Source organism: Candidatus Portiera aleyrodidarum (genome assembly GCF_000953295.1).
GTDB lineage: Bacteria > Pseudomonadota > Gammaproteobacteria > Johnevansiales > Johnevansiaceae > Portiera > Portiera aleyrodidarum_A.
The window spans coordinates 108,113-125,394 of record NZ_LN649255.1 but is presented as its reverse complement, the minus strand read 5'-3'; the positions used below and the strand labels follow the sequence as shown (position 1 = coordinate 125,394).

At 27.3% G+C, this 17,282-nt stretch carries 32 protein-coding genes; all 32 read left to right on the top strand.

From position 1 onward, the window contains the following. The first annotated feature begins 1 nt into the window (after position 1). Positions 2–286 carry a 50S ribosomal protein L23 gene (gene rplW / locus PAD_RS00685; RefSeq protein ID WP_219848803.1) on the top strand — a complete coding sequence of 95 codons (285 nt, stop codon included), beginning with the start codon at positions 2–4 and terminating at the stop codon, positions 284–286. A 9-nt stretch (positions 287–295) separates the two neighbouring features. Further along, the gene (rplB, locus tag PAD_RS00680; protein WP_219848802.1) at positions 296–1,117 is read left to right on the top strand and encodes a 50S ribosomal protein L2; all 822 of its coding nucleotides are present in this window, start codon (positions 296–298) and stop codon (positions 1,115–1,117) included. Between the two features lies 1 nt (position 1,118). Then, complete coding sequence (rpsS, locus tag PAD_RS00675; RefSeq protein ID WP_219848513.1) at positions 1,119–1,394, top strand: 30S ribosomal protein S19; 276 nt, start codon at positions 1,119–1,121, stop codon at positions 1,392–1,394. A gap of 3 nt (positions 1,395–1,397) precedes the next feature. Continuing rightward, entirely contained in the window at positions 1,398–1,721 is a 324-nt protein-coding gene (gene rplV / locus PAD_RS00670) for a 50S ribosomal protein L22 (RefSeq protein WP_219848801.1), read from the top strand. 16 nt (positions 1,722–1,737) lie between these two features. Beyond that, the gene (rpsC, locus tag PAD_RS00665) at positions 1,738–2,409 is read left to right on the top strand and encodes a 30S ribosomal protein S3 (RefSeq protein ID WP_219848800.1); all 672 of its coding nucleotides are present in this window, start codon (positions 1,738–1,740) and stop codon (positions 2,407–2,409) included. Between the two features lies 1 nt (position 2,410). Then, entirely contained in the window at positions 2,411–2,824 is a 414-nt protein-coding gene (rplP, locus tag PAD_RS00660) for a 50S ribosomal protein L16 (protein ID WP_219848510.1), read from the top strand. Positions 2,825–2,827: 3 nt separating this feature from the next. Then, positions 2,828–3,028 carry a 50S ribosomal protein L29 gene (rpmC, locus tag PAD_RS00655; RefSeq protein ID WP_219848799.1) on the top strand — a complete coding sequence of 67 codons (201 nt, stop codon included), beginning with the start codon at positions 2,828–2,830 and terminating at the stop codon, positions 3,026–3,028. Continuing rightward, positions 3,025–3,282, top strand: coding sequence for a 30S ribosomal protein S17 (rpsQ, locus tag PAD_RS00650; protein ID WP_219848508.1), 258 nt, complete (start codon positions 3,025–3,027; stop codon positions 3,280–3,282). Before rpmC ends, rpsQ begins: the two co-directional genes overlap by 4 nt. 15 nt (positions 3,283–3,297) lie before the next feature. Beyond that, positions 3,298–3,669 carry a 50S ribosomal protein L14 gene (rplN, locus tag PAD_RS00645; RefSeq protein ID WP_219848798.1) on the top strand — a complete coding sequence of 124 codons (372 nt, stop codon included), beginning with the start codon at positions 3,298–3,300 and terminating at the stop codon, positions 3,667–3,669. Positions 3,670–3,687: 18 nt separating this feature from the next. Beyond that, positions 3,688–3,990: a 50S ribosomal protein L24 gene (rplX, locus tag PAD_RS00640; protein WP_219848797.1), complete on the top strand. Its 303-nt coding sequence runs from the start codon at positions 3,688–3,690 to the stop codon at positions 3,988–3,990. Next, positions 3,987–4,520 carry a 50S ribosomal protein L5 gene (gene rplE, locus PAD_RS00635; protein WP_219848796.1) on the top strand — a complete coding sequence of 178 codons (534 nt, stop codon included), beginning with the start codon at positions 3,987–3,989 and terminating at the stop codon, positions 4,518–4,520. Before rplX ends, rplE begins: the two co-directional genes overlap by 4 nt. A 20-nt stretch (positions 4,521–4,540) precedes the next feature. Then, on the top strand, positions 4,541–4,846 hold the full coding sequence (gene rpsN, locus PAD_RS00630; protein WP_219848795.1) for a 30S ribosomal protein S14: 306 nt from the start codon (positions 4,541–4,543) through the stop codon (positions 4,844–4,846). Between the two features lie 21 nt (positions 4,847–4,867). Next, entirely contained in the window at positions 4,868–5,251 is a 384-nt protein-coding gene (rpsH, locus tag PAD_RS00625; RefSeq protein WP_219848794.1) for a 30S ribosomal protein S8, read from the top strand. 29 nt (positions 5,252–5,280) lie between these two features. Beyond that, positions 5,281–5,808 (top strand): 50S ribosomal protein L6, encoded by a 528-nt coding sequence (gene rplF, locus PAD_RS00620; RefSeq protein ID WP_219848793.1) that lies wholly within the window; start codon positions 5,281–5,283, stop codon positions 5,806–5,808. 17 nt (positions 5,809–5,825) lie between these two features. Beyond that, entirely contained in the window at positions 5,826–6,185 is a 360-nt protein-coding gene (rplR, locus tag PAD_RS00615) for a 50S ribosomal protein L18 (RefSeq protein WP_219848792.1), read from the top strand. 24 nt (positions 6,186–6,209) lie between these two features. Next, on the top strand, positions 6,210–6,722 hold the full coding sequence (gene rpsE / locus PAD_RS00610) for a 30S ribosomal protein S5 (protein WP_219848791.1): 513 nt from the start codon (positions 6,210–6,212) through the stop codon (positions 6,720–6,722). After that, positions 6,722–6,901, top strand: coding sequence for a 50S ribosomal protein L30 (gene rpmD / locus PAD_RS00605; protein WP_219848790.1), 180 nt, complete (start codon positions 6,722–6,724; stop codon positions 6,899–6,901). The genes rpsE and rpmD overlap by 1 nt, the downstream gene beginning before the upstream one ends. Positions 6,902–6,903: 2 nt before the next feature. After that, on the top strand, positions 6,904–7,338 hold the full coding sequence (rplO, locus tag PAD_RS00600; RefSeq protein WP_219848498.1) for a 50S ribosomal protein L15: 435 nt from the start codon (positions 6,904–6,906) through the stop codon (positions 7,336–7,338). Continuing rightward, positions 7,338–8,600 carry a preprotein translocase subunit SecY gene (gene secY / locus PAD_RS00595; protein ID WP_219848789.1) on the top strand — a complete coding sequence of 421 codons (1,263 nt, stop codon included), beginning with the start codon at positions 7,338–7,340 and terminating at the stop codon, positions 8,598–8,600. Before rplO ends, secY begins: the two co-directional genes overlap by 1 nt. Beyond that, positions 8,600–8,713: a 50S ribosomal protein L36 gene (gene rpmJ / locus PAD_RS00590; protein WP_219848496.1), complete on the top strand. Its 114-nt coding sequence runs from the start codon at positions 8,600–8,602 to the stop codon at positions 8,711–8,713. The genes secY and rpmJ overlap by 1 nt, the downstream gene beginning before the upstream one ends. A gap of 12 nt (positions 8,714–8,725) precedes the next feature. Continuing rightward, complete coding sequence (rpsM, locus tag PAD_RS00585) at positions 8,726–9,088, top strand: 30S ribosomal protein S13 (protein ID WP_219848495.1); 363 nt, start codon at positions 8,726–8,728, stop codon at positions 9,086–9,088. 24 nt (positions 9,089–9,112) lie between these two features. Continuing rightward, positions 9,113–9,490 carry a 30S ribosomal protein S11 gene (rpsK, locus tag PAD_RS00580; protein ID WP_219848788.1) on the top strand — a complete coding sequence of 126 codons (378 nt, stop codon included), beginning with the start codon at positions 9,113–9,115 and terminating at the stop codon, positions 9,488–9,490. A gap of 21 nt (positions 9,491–9,511) precedes the next feature. Next, positions 9,512–10,126, top strand: coding sequence for a 30S ribosomal protein S4 (gene rpsD, locus PAD_RS00575; RefSeq protein ID WP_219848787.1), 615 nt, complete (start codon positions 9,512–9,514; stop codon positions 10,124–10,126). Positions 10,127–10,142: 16 nt separating this feature from the next. Next, the gene (locus PAD_RS00570; RefSeq protein WP_219848824.1) at positions 10,143–11,126 is read left to right on the top strand and encodes a DNA-directed RNA polymerase subunit alpha; all 984 of its coding nucleotides are present in this window, start codon (positions 10,143–10,145) and stop codon (positions 11,124–11,126) included. A 29-nt stretch (positions 11,127–11,155) separates the two neighbouring features. Continuing rightward, the gene (rplQ, locus tag PAD_RS00565) at positions 11,156–11,506 is read left to right on the top strand and encodes a 50S ribosomal protein L17 (RefSeq protein ID WP_219848492.1); all 351 of its coding nucleotides are present in this window, start codon (positions 11,156–11,158) and stop codon (positions 11,504–11,506) included. 69 nt (positions 11,507–11,575) lie between these two features. Next, a complete protein-coding gene (ssb, locus tag PAD_RS00560; protein ID WP_219848786.1) occupies positions 11,576–11,998 on the top strand; it encodes a single-stranded DNA-binding protein in 423 nt (140 codons plus the stop codon). Between the two features lie 129 nt (positions 11,999–12,127). Then, a complete protein-coding gene (gene rplU, locus PAD_RS00555) occupies positions 12,128–12,445 on the top strand; it encodes a 50S ribosomal protein L21 (RefSeq protein WP_219848490.1) in 318 nt (105 codons plus the stop codon). A 5-nt stretch (positions 12,446–12,450) separates the two neighbouring features. After that, positions 12,451–12,702, top strand: a complete 252-nt coding sequence (gene rpmA / locus PAD_RS00550) for a 50S ribosomal protein L27 (protein WP_219848785.1) — start codon at positions 12,451–12,453, stop codon at positions 12,700–12,702. A gap of 10 nt (positions 12,703–12,712) precedes the next feature. Next, entirely contained in the window at positions 12,713–13,708 is a 996-nt protein-coding gene (gene cgtA / locus PAD_RS00545) for an Obg family GTPase CgtA (RefSeq protein ID WP_219848784.1), read from the top strand. After that, positions 13,708–13,986 carry a 30S ribosomal protein S20 gene (rpsT, locus tag PAD_RS00540; RefSeq protein WP_219848783.1) on the top strand — a complete coding sequence of 93 codons (279 nt, stop codon included), beginning with the start codon at positions 13,708–13,710 and terminating at the stop codon, positions 13,984–13,986. The genes cgtA and rpsT overlap by 1 nt, the downstream gene beginning before the upstream one ends. A gap of 9 nt (positions 13,987–13,995) precedes the next feature. After that, positions 13,996–16,854: an isoleucine--tRNA ligase gene (ileS, locus tag PAD_RS00535; RefSeq protein WP_219848782.1), complete on the top strand. Its 2,859-nt coding sequence runs from the start codon at positions 13,996–13,998 to the stop codon at positions 16,852–16,854. 19 nt (positions 16,855–16,873) lie between these two features. Continuing rightward, positions 16,874–17,281 (top strand): signal peptidase II, encoded by a 408-nt coding sequence (locus PAD_RS00530; protein ID WP_219848781.1) that lies wholly within the window; start codon positions 16,874–16,876, stop codon positions 17,279–17,281. The last annotated feature ends 1 nt before the right edge of the window (position 17,282 follow it).

Below are 17,282 nucleotides of genomic sequence, written 5' to 3'. Positions count from 1 at the left end.
GATGAAATATAAAGAAAAAATATTGAAAGTTTTATTAGGTCCGTATATGAGTGAAAAAGCTTTATTAAACATATCTAAAGGTCAATATGTATTTAAAGTATCTAAAAAAGCTATAAAAAAAGAAATAAAAAAAGCTGTTAATTTATTATTTGAAAAAAAAGTAGATAGAGTTAGAATTGTTAATATACCAAAAAAAAAGAAAAAAGGTAGGTATAAAAAAGCATATGTAAAATTAGTAAAAGGTGAAAGTATAGAAGAGATTAATCTAAATGGGGGAGTTAATTAGGAGTATAAAATGTCAGTATTAGTTAAATTAAAACCTACATCAGCTGGACTTAGGCATGCTATAAAATTAAAAAAAAGAAAAATATATAAAGGTAGGCCAATAAAGCATTTGATAGAAATAAAAAAGAAACATGGGGGTCGTAATAATAAAGGTAGAATAACTGTGCGGCATGTAGGAGGTGGACATAAAAAATATTATAGAAAAATAGATTTTAAAAGAAAAAAAGATAATATTACAGCAAGAGTTGAAAGAATAGAATATGATCCTAATAGGAATGCAATGATAGCATTAATAAAATATAAAGATGGAGAAAGAAGTTATATAATTTCAAATAAAGGTATGAAAATAGGTAGTAAGATAGAATCAGGAAATAATGTCGCTGTAAAAATTGGGAATTGCTTACCATTAAAAAATATACATTTAGGAACGAAAATTAATTGTATAGAATTAAAACCAGGAAAAGGAGCTAAATTAGTTCGGAGTGCAGGAAATTATGCACAAATAATTTCTAGAGATGGAAGGTATGTAATTATACGTTTGAGGTCTGGGGAAATTCGGAAAATAAATTCAAATTGTCGAGGAACAATTGGGGAAATAAATAATGCAAAATATAATCTTTGTAAATTAGGGAAAGCTGGTGCTAAAAGATGGAAAGGTATACGTCCTACGGTCAGAGGAGTTGCAATGAATCCAGTAGATCATCCACACGGTGGCGGTGAAGGCCGGACAAGTGGTGGAAGACATCCAGTGAGCCCTTGGGGTAAACCAACTAAAGGTTATAAAACTCGAAAAAATAAAATGACGAACAAATTTATTGTAAGGAAAAGATAATATGCCGAGGTCTATAAAAAAAGGACCTTTTATAGATAAACATCTTTTAGAAAAAATAGAAAAAGCTTTAAAAAAAAAAGATAAAAAACCTATAAAAACTTGGTCTCGAAGGTCTATGATTTTGCCTAATATGGTTGGATTAACGATATCAATACATAATGGCAGGAAACATATACCAGTTTATATTACAGAAGAAATGGTAGGGAGAAAATTAGGGGAGTTTGCTATCACGCGAACTTATAAAGGTCATGCAGCTGATAAAAAAGTTAAGTGGTAAAAAATGGAAGTAATTGCAAAGTTATGTGGAGTGAGGTTGTCAGCCCAAAAAGCTAGATTAGTAGCTAATCAAATTAGAGGAAAATCAGTATATAAAGCATTAGAAATTTTAAAGTTTTCATCAAAAAAAGCAGCATATATAATAAAGAAAACATTAAAATCAGTAATTTCTAATGCAAAAAATAAAGGGATGAAAATTGAAAAATTAATAATATATAGGATTTGGGTAAATGAAGGAAAAAGTTTTAAAAGAATTTTACCAAGAGCAAAAGGTCGGATGGATAGGATTCTGAAGCGGACTTGTCATATAAATATAATAGGAAAATAAAAAATAGGTATAAAAAATGGGAAAAAAAGTAAATCCGATAGGCATGAGATTAGGGATTATAAAAAATCACCTATCAATTTGGTATGCAGAAAAAAAATATTATGTAAAAAAATTAAAAAAAGATATTAAAGTTAGAAAATTTATAGAAAACCGTTTAAAAAAAGCTAATATTAGCAGAATATGTATAGAACGTAGTGCAAATAATGCAAGTATTATTATTCATACAGCTAGACCAGGTCTTGTAATTGGAAAAAAAGGAGAAGATGTAGAGAAATTAAGAGATGAATTAAATAAAATTATGGGAGTAAAAGTACATATTGAAATTGAAGAAATAAGAAAACCAGAATTAGAAGCTAAAATAATATCTCAAAATATTGCATTACAATTAGAAAAACGTGTAATGTTTCGCCGTGCTATGAAAAGAGCAGTACAAAATGCGATGAGGATTGGGGCACAAGGTGTGAAAATCAAATTGTCAGGTAGATTAGGTGGATCAGAAATAGCTAGAAAAGAATGGTATAAAGAAGGTAGAGTACCTTTACATACTTTACGTGCAAATATAGATTATTATAATGAAGTCTCATATACTAAGTATGGTGTAATAGGTGTAAAGGTATGGGTATTTAAAGGAGAAATATTAGGAGGGATGAAAGAAGTAAATAATTATAAGAAAAAAAATAAGGATTAAAATGTTACAACCTAAAAAGACTAAATATCGGAAACAACAGAAAGGACGAAATAGAGGTTTATCAAATCGTGGAAATGAGGTTAAATTTGGTGAATATGGAATAAAAGCATTAGTTCATAGTAGAATAACATCAAGACAAATAGAAGCAGGGCGTAGAGCTATTACTCGACATTTAAAACGTGGAGGGAAAATTTGGATACGTGTATTTCCAGATAAACCAATAACAAAGAAGCCACTTGAAGTACGGATGGGAAAAGGGAAAGGGTCAGTAGAAGAGTGGATAGCACAAATAAAACCAGGGAGAATAATTTATGAAATAGAAGGAGTAAATGAAGAATTAGCAAAAGAAGCTTTAGAATTAGCATCTCAAAAAATGCCATTTATTACTAATTTTGTTAAAAAGGTAATTATGTAAGTTATGTTAAATGAAGAAAATAGTAAAAAAAAATATATTGAAGAATTAAAGAAAAAAGTAATTTTATTATTAAATGAACAATTTAAGTTAAGAATGCAAAAAAATATAGGACAATTAAATAAAATTCATTTATTTAAAAAGATCCGCAGAAAAATTGCAAGATTTAAAACTCGAATTAATGAAAAGTTAGGTAAAGTAGTATGAAAAGTAATATTCCGGTAAAAAAAATAAAAGGGAAAGTAGTTAGTGATAAAATGGATAAAACAATTGTAGTTTTAATTGAAAGGATTATAAAACACAAACGATATGGAAAATATATAAAAAAATCAAATAAAATAAGTGTACATGACGCAAGAAATAAAGCTAAAATAGGTGATTTAGTTGAATGTATAGAAACTTTAAAAGTGTCTAAAAAAAAATCTTGGATTTTAAATAAAATTTTGAAAAAATTTAAATAAATTGGATTTAAAATAATGATACAAACACAAACTATTTTAGAAATAGCAGATAATAGTGGAGCAAAAAAAGTACAATGTATTAAAGTTTTAGGAGGATCACGTCGTAGATATGCTAAAATAGGTGATTTGATAAAAATAACTGTAAAAGAAGCTATACCTAAAGGAAAAGTAAAGAAAGGGCAAGTAATGAAAGCTGTAGTTGTCCGTACAAAAAATGGGATTAGACGTATGGATGGGTCAATAATTAGGTTTGATAGTAATGCAGTAGTATTATTAAACGATACTACAGAACAACCAGTTGGGACTAGAATTTTTGGACCAGTTACACGAGAATTGCGGACGGGTAAATTTATGAAGATAGTTTCATTAGCAAATGAAGTCTTATAATAAATAAGAGTAAGATGTATGTATAAGATAAAACGGAATGATGAAGTAATAGTAATAACAGGTAATGAAAAAGGTAAATGTGGAAAAGTAGAACGGATTAAAAATAATAAAGTTTGGGTTGGAGGGATAAATATAAGGAAGTATCATAAAAAAAATAAAGGAAAAAAATTAGGAGGTATAATAAAGAAAGAAGCACCAATAAATTATTCAAATATAGCTATATTAAATGTAGAAACAGGGCAAGCTGATAAAATAATTAAAAAAAATAAAGATGGTGTTAAAATACGAAGTTATAAAAAAAATAAGAAGCCAATAAAATGAATTTAAAAAAAAAATATAATATAATAAGTATTAAATTAAAAAAAAAATTAAATTATTTGAATATAATGCAAATACCAAAGATAAGTAAAGTTACTTTAAATATGGGTTTAGGTAAAGCAGTAAATGATAAAAAAATAATTGAAAATGCAGAAAATGATTTAAAACTGATTACAGGACAGAAACCAATAAGAACAAAAGCACGAAAATCTATCGCTAGTTTTAAACTACGTGTGGCTCTTCCAATTGGAGTTAAAGTAACTTTAAGAAGAAAACGGATGTGGGAATTTTTAGATAGATTAGTGAATATTGCTATTCCAAGAATAAGAGATTTCCGTGGTTTAAATAAAAAATCTTTTGATGGAAAAGGAAATTATACAATAGGTTTACGGGAACAAATAATATTTCCCGAAATTGATTATGAAAAAATAAGTGGAATACGTGGTTTGAATATTACAATAACAACAACAGCAAAAAGAGATAAAGAATGTTTTGAGCTTCTTAGGGCGTTAAAATTTAAATTTAAAAAATAATAAAAGAAAGAGGGATTGTTATGGCAAAGAAGAGTATTATAGTAAGAGAAGTTAAGAGAAGACGTCTAGTAAAAAAATATTCAGTACGTAGAAAGAAATTAAAAAAAATAATTAGTAGTATAAAAACATCAGATGAAGAAAAATTTAAAGCACAACTAAAATTGCAAAAATTACCAAAAGATTCAAATCCAATAAGACAAAGAAATAGATGTTGCATTACAGGAAGACCAAGAGGATATTATAAGAAATTTGGCTTGTGCCGAAACAAGCTACGCGAAGTTGCAATGATGGGCTATATACCTGGTTTAACTAAAGCAAGTTGGTAAAAAAAATAGGAGTATAAAAAAATGAATATGCAAGATACTATAGCAGATATGTTAACAAGAATTCGGAATGCACAAATAGCTTATCTGGAAACAGTTTTTATACCAAAATCTAAAATAAAATTAGAGATAACAAGAATTTTAAAAAAAGAAGGTTATATTATAGATTATGAAGATGATGAGAAAAATATAAAAATTAAATTAAAATATTTTAAAGGAAAACCTGTAATAGAGAAAATAAAACGTATTTCTAAACCTTCTTTACGTATTTATCAAGGAAAAGGTAACTTCATAACAGTCGAAAATGGGTTGGGTATCGCTATAATATCAACGTCAAGGGGTGTAATGACATCTTATGAAGCAAGAAAAAAAGGGATAGGTGGCGAGGTGATTTGTACAGTAATTTAGTTAAGGCAGTATAAAGGAGAAAAGTAAAAGTGTCAAAAATAGCAAAATGTCCAATTAAAATACCTGATAAAGTTGAGATAAATTTGGATAAAGAAATTATAGTAATAAGTGGGAAATATGGAAGATTATATTTAAAAAAACATACATCAGTTTTAATAAAAAAAGAAAATAAAAAATTAATATTTAATTCGAAGTTTAAAAACAATTGGATTATGGCAGGTACAATGAGAGCCTTAGTAAATAATATGATAATTGGGGTAGATAAAGGATTTACTAAAAAATTAGAAATTAATGGAGTAGGATATAGAGCTAAAATAAATGGGCGAAAAATTAATTTAATGCTTGGTTATTCACATATTCTTGAATATAAATTACCTAAAAATATATTAGCAGAAACGCCTAGCAATACTATTATAATTTTAAAAAGTGCGGATAAACAAAAACTAGGTAAAGTTGCTGCAGAAATTCGTGCTTTGCGTCCTATTGAACCTTATAAAGGTAGAGGAATACGTTATAGTCAAGAAAAGATTAGATATAAAGAAGTTAAGAAAAAATAAGAGCAAGAGTTAAAAATATGAAATTAAAAAAAGAAATTCGTATAAATAGAGCAAAAAGAGTAAGATTAAAAATACGGAAAAAAATGATTGACCGTATATGTGTTAATAGAACTTCAAGAAATATATATGCACAAATAATATCTGGAGATGGTAAAAACGTCTTGGTTAGTGCTTCTACTTTAGATAAAGATATAAAAAAAGAAATAAAAGATATAAAACCAATGGAAGCAGCAAAAAAAGTAGGATTAATGTTAGCTACCCGTGCAAAAAGGATAGGGTTTAATAAAAAATTAGCTTTTGATAGATCTGGATTTAAATATCATGGACGTGTAAAAGCATTAGCAAAAGCAGCTCGGAAAGGTGGGTTATTATTTTAAGATAGGTTTTTAAGGTTTAAAAAAATGGTTATTAATACAGAAAAAAAACAAAATGAGTTTAAAGAAAAATTAGTAAAGATAAATCGTGTTTCTAAAGTAGTAAAAGGAGGAAGAATATTTGGATTTTCAGCTACTGTAGTAATAGGTAATGGAAAAGGAATAATTGGGTTAGGAAGTGGAAAAGCTAAGGAAGTATCATTTGCAATTCAGAAAGCTATTGATAAAGCTAGGAGAAAGTTAATAAAAATTAGATTAAATGGGCGTACTTTACAACATAAAATATATCAGATTTATGGAGCTTCTAAAATATTTATGCAACCAGCATATAAAGGAACAGGAATTATTGCCGGCGGAGCAATGAGAGCAGTATTGGAATTAGCAGGGATATATGATGTATTAGCTAAATGTTATGGATCTACTAATCCAATAAATGTAGTAAAAGCAACTTTAAAAGGATTAGAAAAAATGTATTATCCTGAATATATAGCAAAAAAACGAGGATTAGATATAAATGTAATAAAAAATAGGAGAATATAATGAAATTAAAAGTAACTCAAATTCGTAGTATTATTGGAAGAAAAAAAAAACAAAGAGCAAACGTAAAAGGATTAGGTTTAAAAGGTATTAATAAAACAGTAGAAATAAAAGATAATCTAGAAACTAGAGGGATGTTGCGAAAAGTAAAAAAAATTGTGCAAATAAAAGGAGAAAAGTAAAAGTGAAATTAAATAAATTAAAACCTGAAAGAGGTTCTAAAAAAGAAAAAAAAAGATTAGGTAGGGGGATAGGTTCAGGTAAAGGAAAAACTTGCGGAAGAGGGCATAAAGGCCAAAAAGCAAGATCAGGAAAAAAAATAAAACCAGGTTTTGAAGGTGGTCAATTACCATTAAAACGTATAGTCCCTAAATTTGGTTTTTTTTCAAAAAAATCGTTATTTTCAGAAGAAATAGGTATTTTAAAATTGGCAAAAGTTAAAAGTAATTTTATTGATATAAGTACTTTAAAAAAAGCTAAAGTAATAAAAAAATCAACGAAATTTGTTAAAATAATTAGTTCAGGTGAATTTAAAAAACCAGTTATTATTAGAGGAATAAATGTAACTAGAAGAGTACGTAATGAAATTGAAAAAAATGGGGGAAAAATTAAGAATTAATGATTAATATATATAAAGAACTTTTGAAAAAAATTCGTTTTATTTTAGTTTCAATTATAATTTATAGAATAGGTGTGCATATTCCAGTACCAGGAATTAATACATATCAATTATCTATATTATTTAAAGAAAATAATGCAAATATAATTAGTTTATTTAATATGTTTTCTGGTGGGGCATTAGAAAGAATGAGTATTTTTTCTCTTGGGTTGATGCCTTATATTTCTGCATCAATAATAATACAATTAATGTCAGTAAGTTTTCCAAAAATTGAAAAATTAAAAAAAGAAGGAGAATTAGGAAAAAATAAGATAACAAAATATATAAGATATAGTACAGTAATATTAGCTTTTATACAATCAACAGGTATAGCATTAGGATTAGTAGGAAGAAAGGTACTAAATTACAAGGGGTTGATTTTTTATTTGACAATAATATTAACATTTGTTACTGGCGCTATATTTTTAATGTGGTTGGGAGAACAAATAACAGAAAAAGGAATAGGTAATGGGATTTCATTAATAATATTTTCAGGATTATTAGCAGGTGTTCCTAATGCTTTAAAAAAAACATTATATTTGACAAGAAAAGATAATTCATGGGATCTAATCCCAATATTTGAATTATTAATATTAGTAATAATAAAGATTGCCCTAATTGTATTAATAGAGAGTGGTCAAAGAAGAATTAAGGTAAATTATCCACGTCATCAAATAGGAAAGAAAATGTATGCAAGTCAAAGTAGTTATTTACCAATTAAAGTTAATATGGCTGGGGTAATTCCCCCTATATTTGCTTCAAGTATTTTGTTATTTACAGCTTCATTAGGGCAGTGGATAAATAAGTCAAATGGAATAATACAAGCATTAAGTCCAGGCAAGCCTTTATATATCATATTTTTTGTAGTTTCTGTAATATTTTTTTCTTTTTTTTATACCTCAATAATTTTTAATTCAAAAGAAGTGGCATTTAATTTAAAAAAAACGGGAGGGGTTATACAAGGTATAAGGCCAGGTGAAAAAACAGCTAGATATATAGAGAAAGTAACAAAAAAATTAAATTTATTTGGCGCTATATATATTACATTTTTTTCTTTAATCCCACAAATTATTATGGTATATTGTACTATACCTTTCTATTTTGGAGGAACATCAATATTAATAATGGTAGTAGTTGTAATGGATTTTATAACTCAAATACAATCTTATTTAATGTCAAAGAAGTATGAAATAGTAGGATATAGAAATAAAAAGGAAATTTAATGAAAGTTAGAACATCAGTAAAAAAAATCTGTATAAATTGTAAAGTGATACGTAGAAAAGGAAAAATAAGAGTTATATGTAAAGATTTGCGTCATAAGCAACGTCAGGGTTAGGAGAAGGTATAGATGGCACGGATCGCAGGAGTTAATATACCAGATAATAAAAGTGTATCGGTAGCGTTAAGATATATATATGGGATAGGAAAATATAGATCTAATCTTATTTGTAAAAAACTTGGTATAGAAAAAAATATAAAAGTAAGAGAATTGAATTCTAAAGAATTAGAGAAGTTACGGAAAAAAATTAGTAAATTTATAGTAGAAGGGGATTTACGTCGTGAAGTATCGATTAATATAAAAAGATTAATAGATTTAGGTTGTTATCGAGGTTTGAGACACAAAAGAAATCTACCAGTACGAGGCCAACGTACAAAGACGAATGCTAGGACTTGTAAAAAAAAGACAAAAATAAGAAAGGAAGAAATATAAAAATAAGAAAGGAAGAAATATTAGATGAAGAAAGTTAAGAAAAAAATAAAAAAAAAAATTGTGGATGCAATCGCGCATATAAATGCTTCGTTTAATAATACTATTGTTACTATTACAGATATAAATGGAAATACTTTAGCTTGGGCAACGTCAGGGTGTTCAGGATTTAGAGGATCGAGAAAAAGTACTCCATTTGCAGCACAAATCGCAAGTGAACGAGCAGCAAAAGCAGCATCAGAATACGGAATAAAAAATATAGATGTTATCGTTAAAGGACCTGGTCCAGGTAGAGATTCAGCTGTCAGAGCATTAAATGCTCATGGATTAAATGTAAAAAGTATTACTGATGCAACACCAATACCACATAATGGATGTAGGCCCCCTAAAAGAAGAAGAGTATAAAAAAATAGAAAGGAAAGAATTATGGCACGTTATTTAGGACCCAAATGTAAGTTAGCTCGAAGGGAAGGAACAGATTTGTTTTTAAAAAGTGGGATTGTATCTATTGAAAAAAAATGTAAAAGAGATAAGATGCCAGGGCAAAATAAAATACATCGGAATAGAATAACAGAATATGGAAAACAGTTACGTGAAAAACAAAAAGTTCGTAGAATTTATGGAATATTAGAAAAACAGTTTAAAATTTATTATAAAAAAGCAGCTAAAAAAAAAGGTGACCCTGGAGAAGAGTTATTGCAAAGTTTAGAGACTCGATTAGATAATATAGTTTATAGAATGGGTTTTAGCGTTACCCGGGCTGAAGCCAGACAATTAGTAAATCATAAAGCTATTAAAGTTAATGGAAAAATAGTAAATATAGCTTCTTATAAAGTTAATATAGGAGATGTGATATCTATAAGGGAAAAATCTAGGAACCAAATAAGAATAAAAAATGCACTTTCGATAGCTAATAATAGGGCAAATTGGATTCAGGTAGATGAAAAAAAGATGGAAGGAATTTTAAAAAAATTACCAGATAGGATTGTGTTATCTACTGATATTAACGAAAAGTTAATTGTAGAATTATATTCTAAGTAAAATAGGTAATTATATTATTATGAGTTCATTAAAAGAATTTATTCGTCCTAGCAATATAAAAGTAGAAGAGATTGGTGCTAATCATGCAAAAATAGTTTTAGAACCCTTTGAACGTGGATTTGGTCATACATTAGGAAATGCTTTGCGCCGGATCCTGTTATCTTATATGCCAGGCTGTGCAGTAATAGAAGCAGAAATAAAGGGAGTGGAACATGAATATAGTGTAATAGAAGGTATAAAAGAAGATGTAATAGAAATTATTCTTAATATTAAAGAAATTGTAATAAAAATGTATGGAAGTGATGATGTAGAGGTGTTATTAAATAAAATAGGTCCATGTGTAGTCAAAGCAGGAGATATAACTGGAAGTCATGATGTAGAGATAATTAATCCAGATCATATTATAGCACATCTTAATGATCATGGAGAACTTAAGATGAAATTACGCATTGTTAGAGGTATAGGGTATGAGACAGCTGAGAGACGGAAGAAAAAAAATATGAAAAGAGGTCGGATACCAATAGATGCAAATTTTAGTCCTATTAGGAGAGTAGCTTATTTTGTAGAATCTGCAAGAGTAGAACAAAATACAGAGTTGGATAAATTAGTAATAGATTTAGAAACGAATGGAACATTAAATCCAGAAGAAGCAATACGTAGGTCAGCAAATATTTTAAGAAATCAGTTGGATGCTTTTGTTGATTTATCATGTAAAAAAAAACAAGAGGTAGAGGTTGAAAAAATTAAAGATAAGAAAATTGATCATGCTTTGCTTTTACCAGTTGATGATTTAGAATTAACAGTAAGAAGTGCAAATTGTCTTAAAGCTGAAAATATTTATTATATTGGTGATTTAGTTAAAAGAACAGAAGTAGAATTATTAAAAACACCTAATCTTGGAAAAAAATCATTAAATGAAATAAAAAATGTTTTAAAAATTAGAGGGTTATCATTAGGAATGCATATAGAGTTATGGCCACCTGGAGGAAAAAGGTTATGAAAAATTTAAGAAAGGAAAGGTAAAAAGTTATGCGGCATCGAAAAAAGGGTCGGCATTTAAATATGAGTGTTTCACATCGCAATTCGATGTTTAAAAATTTATGTTTATCTTTAATAAAACATGAAAAAATAAAAACAACATTATCTAAAGCAAAGGAATTACGTTTTTATATAGAACCTTTAATTACTTTATCTAAAAAAGATACAGTATATAATAGGAGATTAGTTTTTAAGAGTATTAAATCTAAAGAAATTGTAGTAAAATTATTTAAAGAAATTGGTCCTCGTTATATTATGCGGAATGGAGGTTATATAAGAATTTTAAAAAGTGGGTTGAGACATGGAGATAATGCAATTATAGCATTAGTATTATTAGTTTAGATATTAGTTTAGATATTAACATAAACCAACCATAAACAAAACAACCAACAAGAAAAGGAGATAAAAGAGATGGGGCGTGGTGTGAATAAAGTAATATTAATAGGTAATTTAGGTAAAGATCCTGAAATACGTTATTCTGCTTCAGGAAATCCAGTGTGTAATTTTAAACTAGCAACAACAGATACTTGGAAAGATAAGCATAGGGGACAAATAAAAGAACGTACAGAATGGCATACAATTGTAGTATTTAATAAATTAGCTTCAATAGTCCAACAATATTTAAAAAGAGGTTCACGTGTTTATATTGAAGGGAGGATGCAAACAAGGAAATGGCAAACACAAACTGGAGAAAACCGTGAGATTACAGAAATAGTAGCAAGTGATATACAAATACTAAATTTTAGGGGAGGAAAAAATAAAAATAGTAATGTAGTTAAAAAAAATATAGAAGATGAAAATTTAGATAATTTTGATGATGAAATACCTTTTTAAAGAAAAATATGATATGAAAGTAAAAAATAGATAATTTTGATGATGAAAATAGGTCTTATATAAGAGATATTATCATATTATTATAAAATGTATAGGATATATAAAAAGAAAAATTAAGGAAAACAGTTAATGTATGCAGTTATAAAAAGTGGAAGTAAACAATATATTGTAAAAGAAGGCCAAAAAATAAAAATTGAAAAGTTAAATTTAGAAATTGGAAAATTATTTGAAATAGAAAAAGTACTTTTACTTGATGAAAAAAATAAAAAAATAAAAATAGGAAAACCTTTTATAAAAAAGGCCAAGGTTAGTGTAGAAGTAATTGCACATAAGAAAGAAAAAAAAATAAAAATAATACATTTTAAAAGAAGGAAACATCATATGAAGCAACAAGGACATAGACAAAGGTTTACTGAAATTAAAATTATAAAAATTAAAGGAAATTGATTTAAATGGCTCAAAAAAAAGCGGCAGGTAGCACAAGAAATGGCAGAGACTCGCATTCCAAACGTTTGGGTATTAAGTTATATGGGGGTCAATCTGTTAGGGCTGGTAATATAATTGTAAGGCAACGAGGTACTAAATTTAATGCGGGAAATGGTGTAGGGATAGGTAAAGACTATACATTATTTGCATTAAGAAATGGGTATATTAAATATGAGAAAAAAGGTAAACGTAAGAGTGTTAGGATTATAACAAAGTAATAGAAAAAATATGCAATTTATTGATGAAGTTTGTATTTTTATTGAAGCAGGGAAAGGTGGGAACGGTTGTTTAAGTTTACGTAGAGAAAAAAAAGGTGGGCCAGATGGAGGTAATGGAGGAAAAGGAGGTAATATTTTTTGTATAGGAGATAGATCTCTAAATACATTGATTGCTTTTAATTATAAAAAAATTTATAAAGCAGAAAATGGAAAAAATGGAAAATCTAAAAAAAAGAATGGAATAAAAGGTAAAGATATTTATATAAAGGTACCAATTGGCACAATATTAAGAGATGCACAAACTTGGGAATTAATAGGAGATATTATAAAACATAAGCAAAAAATTAAGGTAGCGAAAGGTGGAAGTTGTGGAATTGGTAATTTAAAAAAAATATATAATAAAAATTCAAGTGAGATTAGGAAAGGTACAGTAGGAGAATATCGGAAATTATATATTGAATTAAAATTGCTAGCTGATGTAGGATTATTAGGTTTGCCTAATGCAGGAAAATCAACTTTATTAAGATCTGTTACTTCTGCATTACCAAAAGTAGCAAATTATCCATTTACTACATTAAGACCTTATTTAGGTTTAGTAAAATTAAGTAAAAAATCATATTTTATTATGGCTGATGTACCTGGATTAATTATTGGTGCTGAGAATGGGGTTGGTTTGGGATTAAAATTTATAAAACATTTTACACGGATAAGAATTATATTTCAGATCATAGATCTGATGACTTATAATATTATAGATTCTACATTAGGTATTATTAATGAAATTAAAAAAATATATGTTGATATTATTAAAAGACCTAGGTGGTTAGTATTGAATAAGTTAGATAAAGTTCCTAAATATAAAAAAAAACAAATGATAGAAACTATTATTAAAGGATTAGATTGGTGGGATAGGAATAATGTGTTTTTTATATCTGCTAAAAAAAATTATGGATGTTATGAATTAATGAAATCAGCATTTCTTTTTTTGAAAAGAGGAAATAAATAATGGAGAAAATAAAAAAATCTATAAAAAGAGCTATCCAGTCAGAAATAAGACGTAAACAGAATTCAAGTAAACGTTCAATGCTACGTACTTTTATTAAGCGAGTATTAAAAGCAATTAAATTAAAAAATTATAATTTATCTATGGATGAATTTTATAAAGCACAATCTGTTATTGATAAACTAGCTGAGAAAAATATTATATCAAAAAAAAAATCAGCACGTATAAAAAGTAGGCTTAATTTAAAAATTAAAATAGAATTTAATAAAAAGGTTATTTAACAATATTTTATGGAATTAAAAAGAAAAATAAGTAAATATAAAAATACATTGAATTTACCAATGACAAAATTTCCAATGAAAGGTAATTTATCTATAAAAGAACCTTTTATATTGAAAAAATGGAGAAAAATGGAAATTTACAAAAAATTAAGGAATCTTCGTAAAGGTTGTAAAAAATTTATATTACACGATGGCCCGCCTTATGCCAATGGTAAAATTCATATAGGTCATGCAGTAAATAAAATACTTAAAGATATAATTATAAAATCTAAAAATTTAGCAGGTTATGATTCTTGTTATTTACCAGGATGGGATTGTCATGGTTTACCTATAGAACTTCAAATAGAGAAAAATAATAATGGGAAAAAATTAACATCAAAACAAATTATGAATTTTTGCCGGAATTATGCAGAGAAACAAATTTATAGTCAAAAATTAGATTTTATTAGGTTAGGTATATTAGGTGATTGGGATAATGCTTATCGGACAATGGATTTTATTAATCAAGCCGGTATAATAAGAGCTTTAGCTGAATTGGTAAAAAAAGGTTACGTTTTTAGAGGATTGAAACCAGTAAATTGGTGTTTTGATTGTGAATCAGCTTTAGCAGAATCAGAAGTAGATTATTTAGAAAAAAAATCAGTAGCAATCGATGTGGCGTTATCAAGTATTGATAATTATAATTTAATAAAAGTTTTTGGTATTAAGAAATATATAGAAAAACCAATAGCTGTAGTAATTTGGACAACAACACCTTGGACAATTCCAGCTAATCATGCATTACATGTGCAACCTGATTGTATTTATGCTTTGGTAGATGTAGGTTCGAGGTTTATAATTTTAGCGGAAAACTTAGTTGAGAAATGTTTATTAAGATATAAGTTAAAAGGAAAAATAATTGCTAAAACTTATGGGAAAAATTTAGAAAATCTTAGATTTAAACATCCTTTACATAATATAGATTCATTTTACGATAGAATAACTACAATAGATATAGTAAATTATATAGATATAAAAACAGGAACAGGAATAATACATTCAGCGCCAGCGCATGGCGAAGAAGATTTTATTGCTTTTAGTAATAGTAAGCTTAAAACTAAAGAAAGTATGTTAAATTTAGTTAAAGGTAATGGATTTTACATTAAATCTTTACCAGTATTTGGAGGAAAGTTAATATGGAAAGCTAATGTAGAAATTATAGAAAAATTAAATTCGAGTAAAAAATTACTAGCTAAAGAAAAAATATTACATAGTTATATGCATTGTTGGCGTCATAAAAAGCCGTTAATAAAAAGGGCTACCTTTCAATGGTTCATTGGAATGGATGTAGGAAAAAAATCATTACGTAAAAAAGCTTTAGAAAGTATTAAAAAAGTAAAATTTTATCCTAATAATGGAAAAACCCGGTTGAGCTCTATGATAACTAATAGACCTGATTGGTGTATTTCTAGGCAAAGAAGTTGGGGTGTTCCATTACCATTTTTTATACATAGAAAAACAGGCTTATTACACAAACGTACAATAGATATTATGGAAAGAATTGCAAAAAAAGTAGAAACGGAAGGGATTGAAGCATGGGTTAAAATAAAAAGTTGTGAATTTATTGGAGAGGATGAAGCTAGAGAATATAAAAAAGTAAATGATATTTTAGATGTTTGGTTTGATTCTGGAACTACGCATTTTCATGTGATGCGTGGTTATAATTTAAAAGAAGAGAAGGCTGATTTATATTTAGAAGGAATAGATCAATTTAGAGGTTGGTTTCATACTTCATTAATTACTGGGGCCGGGATTAACGGTTATGCACCATATAAAGAACTATTAAGTCATGGTTTTACTGTAGATTCCAAAGGACGGAAAATGTCAAAATCAATAGGAAATGTAATATCTCCACAAAAAATAATAAAAAAATATGGTGCTGATATTTTACGTTTGTGGGTAGTTTCAAATGATTATGAAAAAGAAATGACTATGTCAGAAGAAATTATGAAACAGATTTCTGATTCATATAGAAGGATACGAAATACAACAAGATTTATAATGGCTAATTTAAGAGGTTTTGATCCTGATAAAAATATTATAGTACCAGAAAAATTGTTGGCTTTAGATAGATGGGCTTTAGATAGAGCAGGAAATTTGCAAAAAAGGATAAAAAAAGCTTATAAAAAATATCAGTTTATTGAAATATATCAACAAATTTATCTTTTTTGTACTAAAGACTTGGGAAGTTTTTATTTAGATATAATTAAAGATCGACAATATACAACTCAAAAGAATTCTTTATATCGGAGAAGTTGTCAAACAGCTTTATATCACATAGTTGAAGCTATGTCTCGTTGGCTTTCACCAATATGTTCATTTACAGCGGAAGAAATTTATGAAAACTTACCTGGAAAACGTTGTAAATCAAGTATTTTGTTAGAGACTTATTATAAGAATTTAATTCCATTACCTAAAGATGCTGCAATGGACCGTGAGTTTTGGGAAATAATTATAGCAGTAAAAAATGAAGTAAATAAATGTTTGGAAGGTTATCGTAATAAAAAATTAATTAAAAGTTCTTTAGATGCAAATGTTACTTTATATGTAAATGATACTTATTATAAATTATTAGCAAAGTTGAGAGGAGAATTGCGGTTTGTTTTAATCACATCAGCAGCTTATATTAAAAAAGGTATTAATAAAAGTGCAAAAGTAACAGAGTTATCTGGATTACAAGTCTTAGTAGAAAAGAGTAAATACAAAAAATGTGAGCGGAGTTGGGAAAGATTATCAGATGTCGGTAAATATAATTCGCATCCTACATTGTGTGCTAGATCAATTGCTAATTTACCAGGAGGACCAGGTGAGGTACGTTTATTTGTATGAAGATTAGGTTAAGATTTATATGAATATTAAGTTAATATTTATAATAATAATTGTGGATTTTAGTACTAAATTATTTGTCACAAATTGGTTAAATGATGGAAGTATTATAATAATTAATAAAAATTTAAATTTAACTTTGTTACATAATTATGTATCATCAGAATTAATAAGTAGCAGTTATTGGTTTTTATTAATTAATTTTTGGATTTGTATTTTAGGTATTTTTTTGTTTAATAATAATTATATAAAAATTTGTATTGGTTTAGAATTAATTATTGGGGGGACTCTAGGTAATCTAATAGATAGATTGGGTCATGGTTTTATTATTGATTTTTTGTCATTTCATTGGTTAGATAAATATTATTTAGTATTTAATATAGCAGATATTGCAATAATTATGGGTTGTTTTATAAGTTTAATAGTATGAG